We start from the raw sequence: 15,714 nt of genomic DNA, 5'->3' as shown, positions 1-15,714 counted from the left end.
CCGAAGAAGACCAACGCCGGCACAACGGCGCAAATCAGAACAGGGGAATGAGCATGACCGACAAGATTTCTTCGAGCTGGACGAGCGCCGACGACGCCATCGTCGAGAATGCGATCCGCCGCGGCGCCAGCCGCCGCGACCTCCTGCAGATGCTGATGGCCGGCGGCCTTGCCGCCTCCGCCAGCAGTCTCGTGCTGGCGCGCGCCACCTCCGCGCTCGCGGCGACACCCGTCAAGGGCGGCAACCTGAAGGCTGCCGGCTGGTCATCTTCGACCGCCGACACGCTCGACCCGGCGAAGGCCTCGCTCTCGACGGACTATGTCCGCTGCTGCGCCTTCTACAACCGCCTGACCTTCCTGGACGGCGACGGCAAGCTGCAGATGGAGCTCGCCGAGAAATTCGAGACCAAGGACGCCAAGGTCTGGACCGTCACGCTCAAGAAGGGCGTCACCTTCCATGACGGCAAGCCGCTGACCTCGGCCGACGTCATCTACTCGCTGAAGCGCCATCTCGACCCGGCCGTCGGTTCGAAATCGAACTCGCTCGCCAAGCAGATGACCGAGTTCAAGGCGGTCGATCCGCTCACCGTCGAGATCACGCTCGCGGCGCCCAACGGCGACCTGCCGACCATCCTGTCGACGCACCACTTCATGATCATCGCCGACGGCACCACGAACTTCGCCAAGGCGAACGGCACCGGCGCCTTCACCTGCGAAAGCTTCGAGCCCGGCGTGCGCTCGATCGCGGTCAGGAACAAGAACTACTTCAAGTCCGGCGGAGCGAATCTCGACTCCTTTGAGTTCTTCGCCATCACCGACGACACTGCGCGCGTCAATGCGCTGCTCTCGGGCGATATCCAGCTCGCAGCGGCGATCAATCCGCGCTCCATGCGCCTGGTCGAGAGCCAGCCGAACGTCGTGCTGTCGAAGACCACGACCGGCAACTACACGAATCTCAACATGCGGCTGGACATGGCGCCCGGCAACAAGGCGGATTTCGTGGCGGGCATGAAGTATCTGCTCAACCGCGAGCAGATCCAGAAGTCGGCGCTTCGCGGCCTCGCCGAGATCGCCAACGACCAGCCCGTTCCGCCGATGAACGTCTATCACAACAAGGACTTGAAGCCGAAGGCGTTCGATCCCGAGCGGGCCAAGTCCCTCTTCCAGAAGGCCGGCGTCCTCGGCCAGTCGATCCCGATCGTCGCCTCGGATGCCGCCGGCTCCTCCGTCGACATGGCCGTGCTCGTCCAGCAGGCCGGCAACGCGATCGGCATGAAGTTCGACATCCAGCGCGTTCCTTCGGACGGCTATTGGTCGAACTACTGGCTCAAGGCCCCGGTCCATTTCGGCAACATCAACCCGCGGCCGACGCCGGACATCCTGTTCTCGCTGCTCTACGCCTCCACGGCACCGTGGAACGAGAGCCAGTACAAGTCCGAGAAGTTCGACAGGATGCTGCTCGAGGCGCGCGGCTCGCTGGACGAAGCCAAGCGCAAGCAGATCTACGGCGAGATGCAGGTGATGGTCGCCGACGAGGCCGGCACCGCGATCCCGGTCTACATCTCGAATGTCGACGCCATCTCGAACAAGCTCAAAGGCCTGCTCCCGAACCCGCTCGGCGGCATGATGGGCTACGCCTTCGCCGAGTACGTCTGGCTCGAAGGCTGAGGCCCCGCTTCTCCCGCGGGCCGGGCGCGTGCGTCCGGCCCGCATTTCGTGCCACACTCCGCTTGGAGGTGTCTGCTGCGGGAGCGTCGATGAACCTTCACCTGTTGTCACTGCTGGGCGGACGGCTGCTCGTCGCGCTGCTGACGCTGCTGATCGTCTCCTTCGTGGTGTTCTGCGCCACGCAGATCCTGCCCGGCGACGTGGCGGAGGTGCTGCTCGGCCAGGCCGCGACGCCCGAGGCCGTGGCGGGCTTGCGCGCGGCGATGCACCTGAACGATCCGGCGATCCTGCGCTTCTTCCGCTGGCTCGGCGGCATGCTGACGGGCGATCTCGGCATCTCCTACGCCAATAACCGGCCGATCGCGGAGCTCGTCGCCGGGCGCCTGGGCAACTCGCTCCAGCTCGCGGCGGCGACTGCGCTGTTTTCGGTGCCGATCGCGCTCGCGCTCGGCATCACCTCCGCCATGCTGCGCGGCTCGGTTTACGACCGCTCGGTGACGATGGCGACGATCATGGTAATCTCGGTGCCGGAATTCATGATCGCGACCGCGGGCGTGCTGATCTTCGCCGTCTGGCTGAAATGGCTGCCGGCGCTGTCCTTCGCGCGGGACGTCCACTCCTTCGGCGAGATGCTGCGCATCTATGCGATGCCCGTCTTCACGCTGAGCTTCGTGATCTCGGCCCAGATGATCCGCATGTCGCGCGCCGCCGTGGTCGAGGCGCTCAATACGCCCTATGTCGAGATGGCGCAGCTCAAGGGCGCCTCGCGCCCGCGGGTCGTGCTGCGCCATGCTCTGCCCAACGCGCTCGGCCCCATCGTCAACGCCGTCGCGCTGTCGCTCTCCTATCTGCTCGGCGGCGTCATCATCGTCGAGACGATCTTCAACTATCCCGGCATCGCCAAGCTGATGGTCGACGCGGTGGCGACGCGGGACCTGCCGCTCATCCAGAGCTGCGCGATGATCTTCTGCGTCGTCTACCTGCTCCTGATCACGACGGCGGACGTCATCGCCATCCTGTCGAACCCGAAATTGCGCTGACCATGGCCATCGACGCAGCCAACACGACAACCGCCAGCCAGCGCCGCGCCGGGTATCGGTTCAACCTCACCGGCTGGATCAGCCTGATCGTCATCCTCGCCTGGGCGCTGATCGCGATCCTGGCGCCCTATGTCACGCCCCACGGCATCAGCGACATCGTCGACACCGACTATTTCGGCCCGATGAGCCTGCAGTTTCCGCTCGGCACCGACTATCTCGGGCGCGACATGCTCTCGCGCATCCTGTTCGGCGCGCGCTACACGGTCGGCATATCGCTGGCGGCCACTTTGATCGCCTGCAGCATCGGCGTCACGCTCGGCATGGCGGCGGCCGTGACCGGCGGCTGGTTCGATACGGCGCTGAGCCGCTTCATCGATGCGCTGAGCTCGATCCCCAGCAAGCTGTTCGCTCTCGTTGCCGTTGCCGGCGTCGGCTCCTCGATCCCCGTGCTGATGCTGATCCTCGGCATCATCTACACGCCCGGCTCCTATCGCTTCGCCAGGGCGCTCGCGGTCAACGTCAACACCGCGGATTTCGTCACGGTGGCGCGCATTCGCGGCGAGAAGCTGAGCTATCTGATCCGCGCGGAAATCCTGCCGAACATCATCGGCCCGGTGCTGGCCGATGTCGGCCTGCGTTTCGTCTTCATCGTGCTGCTCCTGTCCGGCCTGTCCTTCCTCGGGCTCGGCGTGCAGCCGCCGGAGGCCGACTGGGGTTCGCTGGTGCGCGAGAATATCGGCGGGCTGCCCTTCGGCTCGCCGGCCGTGATGGCGCCCTCCTTCGCCATCGCCAGCCTGACGATCGCGGTGAACATGCTGATCGACAACCTGCCGCAGAAAATCCGCGACCGGAGCGAATGATGAGCCCTCTCGTCGAAATCCGGGACCTCAAGGTCGAAGCGACCACCGATGCCGGCCGCCGCGTCGAGATCATCAAGGGGGTGAGCTTCGAGATCGCGCCCGGCGAGATCGTCGCGCTGATCGGCGAGAGCGGCTCGGGCAAGACCACGATCGCGCTGACGCTGCTCGGCTATACCCGTACGGGCTGCCGCATCGCCGGCGGAAGCGTCAGCGTCGACGGCCGCGACATGGCCGCACTGTCGGAAAAGGAGCGGGCAAAGGTCCGCGGCGTCGCGGTTTCGTATGTGCCACAGAGCGCGGCCGCCGCCTTCAACCCGGCGCAGCGGATCATGGACCAGGTGATCGAGATCACCCGCATCCACGACCTGATGCCGCGTGCCGAGGCCGAAGCCAAGGCGGTGGACCTGTTCCGTGCGCTCTCCCTGCCCTCGCCCGAGACGATCGGCGCGCGCTATCCGCACCAGGTTTCCGGCGGCCAGTTGCAGCGCTTATCAGCGGCCATGGCGCTGATCGGCGATCCGAAGGTGGTGATCTTCGACGAGCCGACGACGGCGCTGGACGTCACCACGCAGATCGAGGTCCTGCGCGCCTTCAAATCCGTGATGCGCCAGAGCCGGATGGCTGGCGTCTACGTCTCGCATGACCTCGCCGTCGTCGCCCAGATCGCCGACCGCATCGTCGTCCTCAAAGGGGGCGTCATCCAGGAAATCGGCGCGACAGCGCAGATCTTGTCGGCGCCGAAGCATCCCTACACGCAGGAACTGCTCGCAGCCTTCGCGCCGCCGGGGCGCATCCCCGCGCAGGTGGCGAGCCCGGACGGCGCGGCTCCCCGCCCCGTGCTGGAGCTTGCATCCATCAGCGCGGGCTACGGCAAGCTGCAGGCCGACGGAAGGCCGCTGATCATGGCCGTCGACAAGGTCAGTTTCACGCTGGAGCGCGGCCGCAATCTCGGCATCATCGGCGAATCCGGCTGCGGGAAATCCACGCTCGCGCGTGCCATCGCCGGCATCATCCCGCCCTCCTCCGGCACGATCGCCTTCAACGGCAAGCCGATGGCACCGCGGGCGCAGGACCGCAGCGCCGATGAACTACGCAAGCTGCAGATCGTGTTCCAGTCGGCCGATACCGCGCTCAACCCGGCCAAGTCGATCGAGGACATCCTCGGCCGCCCACTCACCTTCTACCATCGCCTGCGCGGCGCCGCCCGCGACGCGCGCATCGACCGGCTGCTCGAGCTGGTGCATCTGCCCCGCGCCCTGAAGCACCGGCTGCCGAACGAATTGTCGGGCGGGCAGAAGCAGCGCGTGAACCTGGCACGGGCGCTCGCCGCCGATCCCGAACTGATCCTCTGCGACGAGATCACCTCCGCGCTCGATACGGTGGTGGCCGCGGCCATCATCGAATTGCTGAAAGAGCTGCAGCGCGAACTCGGCCTGTCCTACCTTTTCATCAGCCATGACCTGACGACGGTGCAGGCGATCTGCGACGAGGTCGCGGTGATGTATCGCGGCGTGAAGGTCGAGCAGTTGCCGGCCGACCAGGTCGGCAAGGCTGGCGGCCACCCCTATGCGCGGCTGCTGATGTCCTCGGTGCCCAAGCTCGACCCATCCTGGCTCGACAAGCTCGAACGCGACCCGGAACTCGTCGCCGCCTTCTCGAAGCGCTGAGCTTTCGCAAGGAAGCACGCCGCCATTCCGGACAAGCCGCGAAGCGGCGCCGATCCGGAATCCATCATAAGATCTGCATTCTCCGATGGATCCCGGGTCAAGCCCGGGATGAGCGCCTGTTTCCGCGCGAGATCGGCTGGGCCTAACTGGTCGCCGTGACAGGAAACAGGCTGGTCAGCGGCATATGCGGCTTCACGATCGGCGATTTCAGCACGACGAAGCTGAAATACTTGTCGATGCCGATATCGAGGTCGATCAGCCGCTCCATCAGCGTCTGGTATTCGATGATGCCGCTGGTCACGAATTTGACCAGATAGTCGTAGCCGCCGGAGACGAGATGGCACTCGATCACCTGGTCGAGCTTCTCGATGGCGGCAAGGAAGCGCGCGAAATCGATCTGCCGATGGTTCTTGAGCGTCACCTCGGTGAAAACCGTCAGCGTCTGGCCGAGCTTGCCGATATTGATGCGGGCGGAATAGCCGGTGATGTAGCCGTCCTGCTGCAGCTTCTTGACGCGCATCAGGCAGGGGCTCGGCGACAGGTTCACCAGCTCGGCCAGCTCGACATTGGTGATCCGGCCGTTCTTCTGCAGCTCGTAGAGGATCTTGATGTCGATCTGGTCAAGCTTCATCGGTGTCCCCTTCGATCGACGGATGGCCACGCCGCGCCTTCCAGCGGGCACTCCGGCAGCAGATCATGCCGCGAACGCTGCACCGTGTCTAACAGGTGCCGGGCGCAAGCGATGGCAGAATCAGGCTGTCGAAACGGAATGAAATGCTGCGGCGATCCGATCTGCGGTGCACATGCCCGGTGGCCGGCGGATAGTCTCCTCTCCGCAAGGAGACCGCGATGCCAGCGCCACTGTCCGAGATCGAGACCAGCCCCGCCCTGCCCGAGCGTGCCGATGTCGTCATCATCGGCGGCGGCATCGTCGGCGTCTCGGCGGGTTACTATCTCGCGCGCCGCGGCGTGAAGGTCGCGCTCGTCGAGAAGGGCCGCATCGGCGCCGAGCAGTCGAGCCGCAACTGGGGCTGGTGCCGGCAGCAGAATCGCGATGCCCGCGAGCTGCCGATGGCGACGGAAAGCCTCACGCTCTGGGATCGCTTCGCCGAGGAGATCGGAGAGGATCTCGGCTTCCGGCGCTGCGGCCTGCTCTATCTGAGCGATGACGACGCGCAACTGGCGGCCTGGGCGAAATGGCGCGATTTCGCCGTCGGCGAAGGCGTCGTCACCCATATGCTCACCACCGAGGAAGCTTCGGCTCGCGGCAGCGCGACCGGCAAGCGCTGGAAGGGCGGCGTGTTCTCGCCCTCGGACGGCACCGCCGACCCTGCCCGCGCCGCGCCGATGATCGCGCGCGGCATCCTCAAGGCCGGCGGCAGCGTGCATCAATTCTGTGCCGCGCGCGGGCTCGAGACGGCGGGCGGACGCGTCTCGGCCGTCGTGACCGAGAAGGGCACGATCCGCACGGGGACGGTCATCCACGCGGGTGGCGCTTGGGCCTCGTCCTTCCTCAACCAGTACGGCATCCGCTTCCCGCAATCCTCTGTGCGCTCGTCGATTCTGTCCGTCGCGCCCGGCGCTGCCGGCCTGCCCGACGCGCTGCATACGGCCGCAGTCTCGGTGACGCGTCGCAGCGATGGCGGCTACACGCTGGCGATCAGCGGCGGCGCCCGCGTCGATCCCACGCCGCAGCAATTGCGTTTCGCTCGCCAGTTCGTGCCGATGTTCATGCGGCGCTGGCGCAACCTCGCCATCGGCGGGCTCGAAGGCTGGACATCCGGCCATGAAACGCTCGGCCGTTGGAAGCTCGACGCGCCGACGCCGATGGAAGCCCGGCGCATCCTCGACCCGACGCCCGATCCGAGCCAGATCGCCGAGACCCATGCCCGCGCCCAGGCCCTGCTGCCGGCCCTCAAATCCGTGCCGGTCGCGGCACGCTGGGCCGGCTATATCGACTCAACGCCGGACGGCGTGCCCGCCATCGGCGAGCTCGCCGGCCTGCCAGGCTTCATCCTGGCAGCGGGGTTCAGCGGCCACGGCTTCGGCATCGGCCCCGGCGCCGGCCACATGATAGCGGATATCGTCACCGGCGCGAAACCGATCGTCGATCCCAGGCCCTATCGGCCGGAGCGGCTGGAGGGCTCCGCCTTCGGCAAGGTGGCCGAGTTCTAGCTGCCACCCTGCCCGCATCGGACCGCATAAGTCCGTCTTATGGGTCCGACATGAATTCGTCTTGTCGCTCGCTCCGGCCGGTACGGATGCTGCATGGCCCGGCGCGGACAACCGGGTGTCCACGAAGCAAAAATGGGGAATGGGATGATCGGGTTCAGAACAACGGTTGCAGCGCTCGGCATGATGGTCGCTGCTGCGACCGCCCAGGCGCAAACGGTCTACAAGGTCGGCTCGACGCCCACCGGTACGCCCTTCACCTTCCTCGACGCGAAGACCAACACCATCCAGGGCATGATGGTCGATGTCATCGAGGAGATCGGCAAGGATGCCGGCTTCAAGGTCGAGATCCAGCCGATGCAGTTCTCGACGCTGATCGCCGCCCTGACCTCGGGCAAGATCGATATCATTTCCGCCGCCATGTACGGCTCGCCCGAGCGCGCCAAGGTCGTCGACTTCAGCCAGGACGTTTACGCCTATGGCGAGGGCCTCGTGGTCAAGTCCGACGACGCCAAGGACTATGTCGGCTTCGAGGATCTCAAGGGCAAGAAGGTCGGCGGCCAGATCGGCACCCGCTATATCGACGCCCTCAAGGCGTCGGGGGCGCCGGCCGAGGTCAACGCCTATGACAGCCTGCCCGACATCCTGCGCGACGTTTCCAACGGCCGCCTCGACGCCGGTATCGGCGACTATCCGATCCTGGCCTACAACCTGGCGCAGGGGCGCTTCCCGCAACTGCGGTTGGTCAAGTCCTACAAGCCGTCCGTGCCGGGCCCGATCAACATCGCCGTGAAGCAAGGCAATGCCGAGCTGCTGGCGAAGATCGACACCAGCCTTGCGAACATGAAGAAGGATGGCCGCTTCGACACGATCCTGAAGAAATGGGGTCTCTGAGCGCGCGCCATTCCTGCCAGCCATGACGCATTTTCTCAGCCAGGTTCCGACGTATCTGCCGATCCTGATGCAGGGCGTCTACCTCACGATCCTGGTCACGCTCGGCGCCTTCGTCCTCGCGACGGTGCTCGGCCTGGCCTGGGCCTTCATGCGGGTGAGCGGTATCGCGCCGCTCGCCTGGACGGCGCGCACGATCATCGTGATCGTGCGCGGCATCCCCGGCATCGTCACCCTGTTCTACATCTATTTCGTGCTGCCGGATCTCGGCCTGTCGCTGAGCGCCGTGCAGGCGGCCGTCATCGGGCTCGGCATCGCCTATTCGCCCTACATGGCCGAGGTCTTCCGCGCCGGCATCGAAGCCATCGACCGCGGGCAGACGGAAGCGGCGCTCTCGATCGGCATGGGCTGGGGGCTGCTGATGCGGCGCGTCGTGCTGCCCCAGGCGATCCGCGTGGCGCTGCCGCCCTATGGCAGCACGATGGTCATGCTGCTCAAGGATTCCTCGCTGGCCTCGACGATCACGGTCGCGGAGCTTTCGCTGCAGGGCAAGCTCCTGGCATCATCGACCTTCGAGAACACCACGATCTTCACGCTCGTGGCGCTGATCTACCTTGCCATGAGCCTGCCGCTCACGGCCTTCAATAGCTGGCTCGAACGCCGCATGAGGCAGGCCCGATGAGCATCATCGAACTGCGCAACATCCGAAAATCCTTCGGCACGCTCGAGGTCATCCACGACGTCTCCTTCGCGGTCGAGAAGGGTGAAGTGGTCTGCATTATCGGGCCGTCCGGCTCCGGCAAATCGACGCTCCTGCGCTGCATCAACGGCCTGGAGACCTATCAGGGCGGCGAGATCACCGTGCATGGCGAGCGGGTCGACACCGCCTCCTCGCGCATCCGACAGGTGCGGACCCGCGTCGCCATGGTCTTCCAGCGCTTCAACCTGTTCCCGCATCGGACGGCACTGGAAAACGTCGCGGAAGGCCCAATCTTCGTGAAGAAAGAGCCGCGCGAGGAGGTTCTGGCGCGCTCGCGCGAGCTGCTCATGCGGGTCGGGCTCGGCGCCAAGATCGATGCCTATCCGGCCCAACTCTCCGGCGGCCAGCAGCAGCGCGTCGCGATTGCGCGGGCGCTCGGCATGAAGCCCGATGCGATCCTGTTCGACGAGCCGACTTCGGCGCTCGACCCGGAGCTCGTGGGAGAGGTCCTCGCCGTCATGCGCTCGCTTGCCGACGAGGGCATGACGATGGTCGTCGTCACCCATGAGATGGGGTTTGCCCGCGAGGTCGCGGACCGCGTGCTGTTCCTCGATGGCGGCGTCCTCGTCGAACAGGGCTCGCCCGAAGCCGTGCTGAGCCGGCCGCAACATCCGCGAACGCAGGATTTCCTGCGGCGCATCCTGCCATCCTGAGGGTTACGCGCATGGCACGCCTGTCCGGTCCGTTCTTCAGCGACGACGCGGTCGACACGCCCTATTGGTGGGACGCCGCGAGGCCTGCAGGGCAGGCCCCGGCAGAACTTCCGGCACAGAGCGAGGTCACCATCGTCGGCGCGGGCTTCACCGGGCTCAACGCCGCGCTGACCCTGGCGCGCGCCGGCAAGCAGGTGACCGTGCTGGACGCGGAAGCGCCGGGCTGGGGCGCCTCCTCCCGCAATGGCGGGATGCTCGGCCCCGGCTGGGCGACCTTCGACACCGCGATGGCCTATGGCCCGGACAAGGCGCGCGCCATCGTCGAGGAGAGTTTTCTCGCCTTGCAGCATGTCAAGGATGTGGTGGCGCGGGAGGCCATCGACTGCGATCTGGCGGTGGTCGGCTATTTCCGGGGGGCGATGACACCGCGTCTCTACGAGGCGATGGGGCGCAATCTCGACCGCATCCGGCAGGTCATGCCCTGCGATGCCTATCTGGTGCCGCGGGCCGAGCAGCAAAGCGAGATCGGCACCGAACTCTATCATGGCGGCCTCGCCATGCCGGGCTATGCCGGCCTGCATCCGGCCCGCTATGTCGCCGGTCTCGCCGAAGCCGCGCGGCGGCTCGACGTGCAGATCGTCAGCGGCGCCCGGGTCACGGCGATCTCGCCGCAAGGCAGCGGGTTCAATCTCTCTGTGGGCGAGCGAAAGACCGCGGCGAAGCAGCTTCTCCTCGCGACCAACGGCTATACCGGCACGCTGCTGCCCTTCCTGCAGCGGCGCATCATTCCCATCCGCAGCGCGCTGATCGCGACCGGCCAGCTCCCGGCCGAGGTGATGGATCGCCTCATGCCGAAGCGGCGCATGCTGGCGGGCAGCCAGCGCGTCGTGACCTATTATCGCCCCTCGCCCGACGGGACGCGCATTCTGTTCGGCGGCCGGGTGCTCAAGGTGAACGGCGAGACTGTCGCCCACGCCAATGCCGCGCATCTGCGCAAGCAGATGCTGCAGGTCTTTCCCGAGCTGGAACGGACGCCGATCACGCATTACTGGCACGGCCAGACCGGCTTCACTTTCGACAAGCTGCCGCATCTCGGCGAGCAGGAGGGCATCTTCTACGCCTGCGGCTATAACGGCACCGGCATCGCGCGAGCGAGCTGGCTCGGCCACAAGATCGCGCAGCGGATGCTCGGCGATACGGGACAGCCCAGCGCCTATGCCGATCTGCCCTTCCGCAGCCGCCCGCTCTATTACGGCAAGCCCTGGTTCCTGCCGCTGGCCGTACTGTTCTACGAAATGCGGGATCGCTGGGACCAGCGATAGACCGGGGAGGAATCCCAGAGACGCTTGAGACTGGACATCGGAGCCGGCGGCGGCGATGTCTGCGCTATCGCCGTTGATGGGACGACAGATGCGGGCGCGCCAACTCGAAGTCTTCTGCACGCTGATGCGCTGCGGCACGGTCACCGGCGCGGCCGCGATGCTGAACATCTCGCAGCCTGCCCTGAGCCAGATCCTGCTTCATGCCGAGGACCAGCTCGGCTTCAAGCTGTTCAACCGCGTGCGCGGCCGGCTGGTGCCGACGCAGGAGGCGGAGGAGCTCTACTCCCAGGCCGAGCATATCTTCGGCGAGCTGGATGCGCTCCGCCGCCGGACGATCGACATGCGCCATGGCCGCACCGGCCTCGTCCGGCTCGCCGCTTCGGCGCCCCCGTCGATGTCGATCGTGCCGCGCGCCCTCACCGCCTTCAGGGAGGCCCATCCCGAGATCGTGGTGCGCTCGCTGATCGCCTCCCAGACGTCGATCGTCGAGATGCTGCGCAACGGCGAAGTGTCGCTGGGCATCGCCATGAACAACCTGCCCCATGCCGGCATTCATGCCGAGACGGTGGGGCGTGCCACGCTGGTCTGCGTCGTCTCGGCCGAGCATCGGCTGGCGGGGCTCGACTGCGTCCGCTTCGCCGATATCCGCGACGAAACCTTGATCTCCTATCGCGCCGACACCCTGCCCGGGCGCCTGTTGGCGGCCGCGGCCGAGGCCGAGGACTTCGCCTATGCGCCGGCGATCGAGATCGACCTGTCGATCACGGCCCTGCCTTATGTGCGCGACGGGCTCGGCATCGCCATCGTTGATAGCCTGCTGCCCTGGGAGCAGTTCAACGGTGTCGTGACCCGCCCGTTCGAACCCCGGATCGAAGTGCCGATCGCGATCCTCACCAGCAACGACCGGCCGCTCTCGCCCAGCCATGAATTGATGCGCGATTGCCTGCGCGCGGCCTGCGGGGACCTCAATCGTTCGCACAGCACCTGAACATGCGGCGCTATCCGCCTGTAGCTGCGTCCTGAATCAGGGTAGAGATCGGGGCGGGCCTCACCGGCGCCTGCCCGCGCAACCGACCCGCCGCCGCTGCGCAGGCATGGCCCGCGGCATTGGCCACGATCTCCGCTGCGGCGAGCTCGCAATAGCGACCCTGGCAGCGCCCCATCCCAACACGCCCGAGCGACTTGACGCGATTGACCTCGCCGCCACCGAATTCGACGGTCTTGCGCAATTCGCCTGCCGTCACGCCTTCGCAGCGGCAGACCACCGTGTCATCCGGCAACCCGGCCGCAGCCTCCGCCGGCCAGGGAAAGGCCTCCGCGATACCGCGCGCGAAGCGGTTGAGCCGGGCAAGGCGGCGCCGCTCCGACGAGATGTCTGCGAACGGCAAGCCGAGATCCTGCAAGCAGGCCGCAGCGGCAAGGCGCCCCGCGACCTCCGCCCCATCGGCGCCAAGGATCCTGAGCCCGTCTCCGGCGAGGTAGACGCCGCGCCCGGCCCGCCCCATGGCATCGGCCTGCGGCAGCCATTGCCGCCAGGTCTCGTCATAGGCGAAGTCGCAGCCGGCGAGGTCCGCGAGGCGCGTCTCGGCCCGCAGGTGCCAGCCGAGGCCGACCGCGTCGCAAGACGTGCGCTGGCTCCGGCCCGCTTCGTCCCGCCAGAGCACGACGGCCGAGCCGCGCTCATCCGCCTCGATCCGATCCAGCCGGACGCCGGCATGGTAGAGCCGACCAAGGCTGCGACGCATCATCAGCCCGCGCAGGGCAAAGAGCGGTCGCGCCGCAAGACCGGAGAAGCCGCGCAATTGCTGGCGCATGGACGCGGTATCGAGGACCGCGGCGACCTGCCCTCCGGCCTTGAGCAATTGCACCGCGAGCAGCGTGAGCAGCGGGCCGGAGCCAGCCAGCACGATGCTTCGCCCCAGCGCGGCGCCTTGCGCCTTCAGCGCGATCTGCATCGCGCCGAGCCCGTAGACGCCGGCATTCTCCCAGCCCGGCATGGGCATGACGCGATCCATCGCGCCGGTGGCGAGGATCAGCCGGTCATAGGACATCCAGCGCGCGCCTGCGTCGCCGATGACCTGCAATCGCCCGTCCGCAATGGCGATGACGGAACTGCGGGAATGATGAACGAGGCGGCCGGCCCCCACCAGGGAATCGAAGCTCCGATGCAGCGCGATCGCCTTGGCAGTCTCCGAGCCATAGAGCGCCTCTGGCGGGCGCGTGAAACCCGGCGGCGGCCGGCGATAGATCTGGCCTCCGGCGCGCTCGCCCTCGTCGATGACGACGGGTACCAGCCCGCCGACGACGAGGGCCTCGGCAGCCCGGATGCCCGCCGGCCCAGCACCTACGACGACGACCCGAGGCTTGGCTGCCTCGCTCATGGCCATTCTCGCGGCGCGTCGGACAGGAGACGCATGCCTTCGGCCAACGGCGTCGAGCACGCCCGCAGCCTTGGTCCATCCTCCTGCCATATCCAGCAGTCCTGGCAGGCTCCCATGAGACAGAAGCCTGCGCGGGCCTCCAGGCCGAATTCCGAGCGGCGCAGCGCCGGCGCGACCGAGAGCACGGCGCTGAGTACGGTATCGCCGGCCAAGGCTCGCCGCTCGGCGCCATCGAGGAAGAAGCGCAAGGGCGCACGATCCGTCTCTGCCAGCCGAACCAGCCGGCCGCCGGCCTCTCCCGCAGCCATGCTCATTCGGCCGCCTCGGCAAAGGGGTGCCGAGACTCCGGCATCTCCGGGAAGCGGACCCTGGCTGCGGCAAAGGCCTCATCGACGCCCTGGGCGCCGGCCCTGCCCTTCATGCGGCGGAAGATCTCCGTCTTGGCGAAGAAGCGCCAATGGATCGGCAGGCCGGCGAGCAAGGCCGTCAGCCTGTCATAGGCATCCGGCGTCCATTGCGCCTCGTAACCCTCGCGCTCCGGGCCGAAATGGAAATGGCCGGATACCGGCGCGCAGTGGGCGCGCCGGGCCTTCGTCGCGTCCTCGTCCAGCACTTCGCCCTGCATGACGACGCCGTAGTCCCGCTCCGCCGCTTCCGGCGAAACATAGCCGCGCACGACATCCTGCGCCACGCGCCAGGCCTCCCGGTCGAAGGGGTGACCTCGGCCGCCACCGCCGGCCGAGCGGATCTCCAGCACATCGCCGGGCTGCAGGACGGCTGTGTCGATATTGCCGAGCCGCCGCTCCTCCGGCTGGCCCGGATTGACCACCATGTCCGACAGTCCCGCCGCCCGGCCGCCCAGCACGCCCCAGGGCCGGAAGAAGCTGCGGTCGCGATTGCGGGCGGTGATGCGGCTGTCCGGCGCGAAAACGCGGAAGGCCATGTCGGTGGCAAGCCCGCCGCGCCAGCGCCCGGCGCCGCCGCTATCCCTCGCCAGTCCGTATTTGACGAATTCCACCGGCGTTTCGGTCTCGGTGATCTCGATCGGCGTGTTCTTGAGATAGGCCGCGTCGGCACCGGAGCCGTTGGTGCCGTCGCGATGCGGCATGCCGCCGCCGCCGCCCACCACCGGGTTCACAGCGGCGATGACGGTCCGGCTCGTGCGCTCGTCCGTCGTCATCACGTTGACGATGCAGTTGTTGCCGGCGGGCGCGGCGGGCAACCGCTCCGGCACGGCCTGCGAGAACGCGCCGAAGATCACCGAGCGCAACCGCGCACAGGTGAGCGAGCGCATGCCGACTGCGGCCGGGAAGACCGGGTTGAGCACCGTTCCCTCCGGCGCGATGCAGGTGAAGGGGCGCGTCAGGCCGGTATTGAGCAGGATCTTGGGGTTCAGCGTGTAGAGGACGTAATAGACGCCGACGAGCAGGATCGTGTGCCGGGGGTTGCCGCCCGTGGGCACATTGAGCGAGGAGGCGAGCTGCGGATCGGAGCCGGTGAAATCCAGCACCGCCTCGTCGCCGCGGATGGTCAGCTTGAGCTTCAGGCGGCAGGGATTGGCCTCGACCGAGTCCTCGTCGGCATAATCCGCGAATTCCCAGATGCCGTCCGGCATGCCGCGCAGCACCTCGCGCACCTGCGCCTCGGCATGGTCGAGCAGCGCCTCGACGCCGCCGAGGAAGGCCTCGCGGCCGAACTTCTCGATCATGGCCAGCACCTTGCGCTCGCCGGTGTTGAGCGCGCCGACCAGGGCCTTGATGTCGCCGATGTTCAGGTCCGGCTTGCGGACGTTCGTCGTCATGATCCGCAGGATCTGCTCGTCGAAGACGCCTTCGTTGACGAGCTTCATCGGCGGGAAGCGGATGCCCTCCTGATGGATCTCGGTCAGGGCGCGCGACAGCGAGGCCGGCACCGCGCCGCCCATATCGGTGTTGTGGATATGGCCGCCCGTCCAGGCGACGATCTCGCCCTCGTGAAAGACCGGCTTCCAGAGATGGGTATCGGGAGCATGGGTGGCGACGAAGCAGGAATAGGGGTCGTTGGTGAAGGCGACGTCGCCGGGCTTGTAGTCGTCGACCATCGCCAGCGCCGGCGCCCAGGAAAGGCCGGGATACCAGGTCGCGCCCAGCTCCATCGGCACGGCGAAGGTGTCGCCGCTGCGGCTGATCAGCATCACCGTGAAATCCTCCGTCTCCTTGACGAAGGCGGAATGCGCCGTGCGGTGCAGCGTATGCGCCATGTTCTCGGCGGCGGCGCGCGCATGGTTCGCGAGCACCTGAAGCTTCATCCGGTCGAACATCG

The 15,714-nt window shown here is 67.1% G+C and carries 14 protein-coding genes; 10 read left to right on the top strand and 4 right to left on the bottom strand.

Going from position 1 to position 15,714, the window contains the following annotated elements:
* Positions 1–53 precede the first annotated feature (53 nt).
* The 4 genes from JHD80_RS09180 (at position 54) to JHD80_RS09165 (ending at position 5,234) form a co-directional block, all read left to right on the top strand.
* On the top strand, positions 54–1,667 hold the full coding sequence (locus tag JHD80_RS09180; protein ID WP_199086290.1) for an ABC transporter substrate-binding protein: 1,614 nt from the start codon (positions 54–56) through the stop codon (positions 1,665–1,667).
* Positions 1,668–1,756: 89 nt separating this feature from the next.
* Positions 1,757–2,707: an ABC transporter permease gene (locus JHD80_RS09175; protein WP_113252194.1), complete on the top strand. Its 951-nt coding sequence runs from the start codon at positions 1,757–1,759 to the stop codon at positions 2,705–2,707.
* Positions 2,708–2,709: 2 nt separating this feature from the next.
* Positions 2,710–3,567 (top strand): ABC transporter permease, encoded by an 858-nt coding sequence (locus tag JHD80_RS09170; RefSeq protein ID WP_199086288.1) that lies wholly within the window; start codon positions 2,710–2,712, stop codon positions 3,565–3,567.
* Positions 3,567–5,234, top strand: coding sequence for an ABC transporter ATP-binding protein (locus JHD80_RS09165; protein ID WP_199086286.1), 1,668 nt, complete (start codon positions 3,567–3,569; stop codon positions 5,232–5,234). Before JHD80_RS09170 ends, JHD80_RS09165 begins: the two co-directional genes overlap by 1 nt.
* 142 nt (positions 5,235–5,376) lie before the next feature.
* Here the strand turns inward: JHD80_RS09165 and JHD80_RS09160 are convergent, their stop codons facing one another.
* Positions 5,377–5,865 (bottom strand): Lrp/AsnC family transcriptional regulator, encoded by a 489-nt coding sequence (locus tag JHD80_RS09160; RefSeq protein WP_199086284.1) that lies wholly within the window; start codon positions 5,863–5,865, stop codon positions 5,377–5,379.
* 218 nt (positions 5,866–6,083) lie between these two features.
* Here JHD80_RS09160 and JHD80_RS09155 point away from each other — a divergent pair, with 218 nt between their 5' ends.
* The 6 genes from JHD80_RS09155 (at position 6,084) to JHD80_RS09130 (ending at position 12,020) form a co-directional block, all read left to right on the top strand.
* The gene (locus tag JHD80_RS09155) at positions 6,084–7,409 is read left to right on the top strand and encodes an NAD(P)/FAD-dependent oxidoreductase (protein WP_199086282.1); all 1,326 of its coding nucleotides are present in this window, start codon (positions 6,084–6,086) and stop codon (positions 7,407–7,409) included.
* Positions 7,410–7,553: 144 nt separating this feature from the next.
* Positions 7,554–8,300, top strand: a complete 747-nt coding sequence (locus JHD80_RS09150; protein WP_199086280.1) for an ABC transporter substrate-binding protein — start codon at positions 7,554–7,556, stop codon at positions 8,298–8,300.
* 22 nt (positions 8,301–8,322) lie between these two features.
* Positions 8,323–8,979 carry an amino acid ABC transporter permease gene (locus JHD80_RS09145; protein ID WP_199086278.1) on the top strand — a complete coding sequence of 219 codons (657 nt, stop codon included), beginning with the start codon at positions 8,323–8,325 and terminating at the stop codon, positions 8,977–8,979.
* A 2-nt stretch (positions 8,980–8,981) separates the two neighbouring features.
* On the top strand, positions 8,982–9,710 hold the full coding sequence (locus JHD80_RS09140) for an ATP-binding cassette domain-containing protein (RefSeq protein ID WP_199086336.1): 729 nt from the start codon (positions 8,982–8,984) through the stop codon (positions 9,708–9,710).
* Positions 9,711–9,721: 11 nt separating this feature from the next.
* On the top strand, positions 9,722–11,032 hold the full coding sequence (locus JHD80_RS09135; protein ID WP_199086277.1) for an NAD(P)/FAD-dependent oxidoreductase: 1,311 nt from the start codon (positions 9,722–9,724) through the stop codon (positions 11,030–11,032).
* Positions 11,033–11,120: 88 nt separating this feature from the next.
* A complete protein-coding gene (locus JHD80_RS09130; RefSeq protein ID WP_199086275.1) occupies positions 11,121–12,020 on the top strand; it encodes a LysR family transcriptional regulator in 900 nt (299 codons plus the stop codon).
* 10 nt (positions 12,021–12,030) lie between these two features.
* On the opposite strand, the gene JHD80_RS09125 is transcribed toward JHD80_RS09130, so the two are convergent.
* The 3 genes from JHD80_RS09125 to JHD80_RS09115 are packed head-to-tail and all read right to left on the bottom strand — an operon-like array spanning position 12,031 to position 15,712.
* Positions 12,031–13,413 (bottom strand): FAD/NAD(P)-dependent oxidoreductase, encoded by a 1,383-nt coding sequence (locus JHD80_RS09125; RefSeq protein ID WP_199086273.1) that lies wholly within the window; start codon positions 13,411–13,413, stop codon positions 12,031–12,033.
* Positions 13,410–13,727 carry a (2Fe-2S)-binding protein gene (locus tag JHD80_RS09120; protein WP_465246507.1) on the bottom strand — a complete coding sequence of 106 codons (318 nt, stop codon included), beginning with the start codon at positions 13,725–13,727 and terminating at the stop codon, positions 13,410–13,412. Before JHD80_RS09120 ends, JHD80_RS09125 begins: the two co-directional genes overlap by 4 nt.
* Entirely contained in the window at positions 13,724–15,712 is a 1,989-nt protein-coding gene (locus JHD80_RS09115) for a hydantoinase B/oxoprolinase family protein (protein WP_199086271.1), read from the bottom strand. Before JHD80_RS09115 ends, JHD80_RS09120 begins: the two co-directional genes overlap by 4 nt.
* Positions 15,713–15,714 lie beyond the last annotated feature (2 nt).

It is taken from the genome of Allobosea sp. ASV33 (assembly GCF_016428755.1).
Taxonomy (GTDB): Bacteria; Pseudomonadota; Alphaproteobacteria; order Rhizobiales; family Beijerinckiaceae; genus Allobosea.
The sequence above is the reverse complement of the archived record's forward strand: the minus strand, read 5'-3'. Positions and strand labels throughout refer to the sequence as shown.

What these genes read in the sequence shown, in the direction of transcription:
- JHD80_RS09180 (WP_199086290.1), top strand. Translation starts at nt 54, where the DNA reads ATGACCGACAAGATTTCTTCGAGCTGGACGAGCGCCGACGACGCCATC.
- JHD80_RS09175 (WP_113252194.1), top strand. Translation starts at nt 1,757, where the DNA reads ATGAACCTTCACCTGTTGTCACTGCTGGGCGGACGGCTGCTCGTCGCG.
- JHD80_RS09170 (WP_199086288.1), top strand. Translation starts at nt 2,710, where the DNA reads ATGGCCATCGACGCAGCCAACACGACAACCGCCAGCCAGCGCCGCGCC.
- JHD80_RS09165 (WP_199086286.1), top strand. Translation starts at nt 3,567, where the DNA reads ATGAGCCCTCTCGTCGAAATCCGGGACCTCAAGGTCGAAGCGACCACC.
- JHD80_RS09160 (WP_199086284.1), bottom strand. Translation starts at nt 5,865, where the DNA reads ATGAAGCTTGACCAGATCGACATCAAGATCCTCTACGAGCTGCAGAAG.
- JHD80_RS09155 (WP_199086282.1), top strand. Translation starts at nt 6,084, where the DNA reads ATGCCAGCGCCACTGTCCGAGATCGAGACCAGCCCCGCCCTGCCCGAG.
- JHD80_RS09150 (WP_199086280.1), top strand. Translation starts at nt 7,554, where the DNA reads ATGATCGGGTTCAGAACAACGGTTGCAGCGCTCGGCATGATGGTCGCT.
- JHD80_RS09145 (WP_199086278.1), top strand. Translation starts at nt 8,323, where the DNA reads ATGACGCATTTTCTCAGCCAGGTTCCGACGTATCTGCCGATCCTGATG.
- JHD80_RS09135 (WP_199086277.1), top strand. Translation starts at nt 9,722, where the DNA reads ATGGCACGCCTGTCCGGTCCGTTCTTCAGCGACGACGCGGTCGACACG.
- JHD80_RS09130 (WP_199086275.1), top strand. Translation starts at nt 11,121, where the DNA reads ATGCGGGCGCGCCAACTCGAAGTCTTCTGCACGCTGATGCGCTGCGGC.
- JHD80_RS09125 (WP_199086273.1), bottom strand. Translation starts at nt 13,413, where the DNA reads ATGAGCGAGGCAGCCAAGCCTCGGGTCGTCGTCGTAGGTGCTGGGCCG.
- JHD80_RS09120 (WP_465246507.1), bottom strand. Translation starts at nt 13,727, where the DNA reads ATGAGCATGGCTGCGGGAGAGGCCGGCGGCCGGCTGGTTCGGCTGGCA.
- JHD80_RS09115 (WP_199086271.1), bottom strand. Translation starts at nt 15,712, where the DNA reads ATGTTCGACCGGATGAAGCTTCAGGTGCTCGCGAACCATGCGCGCGCC.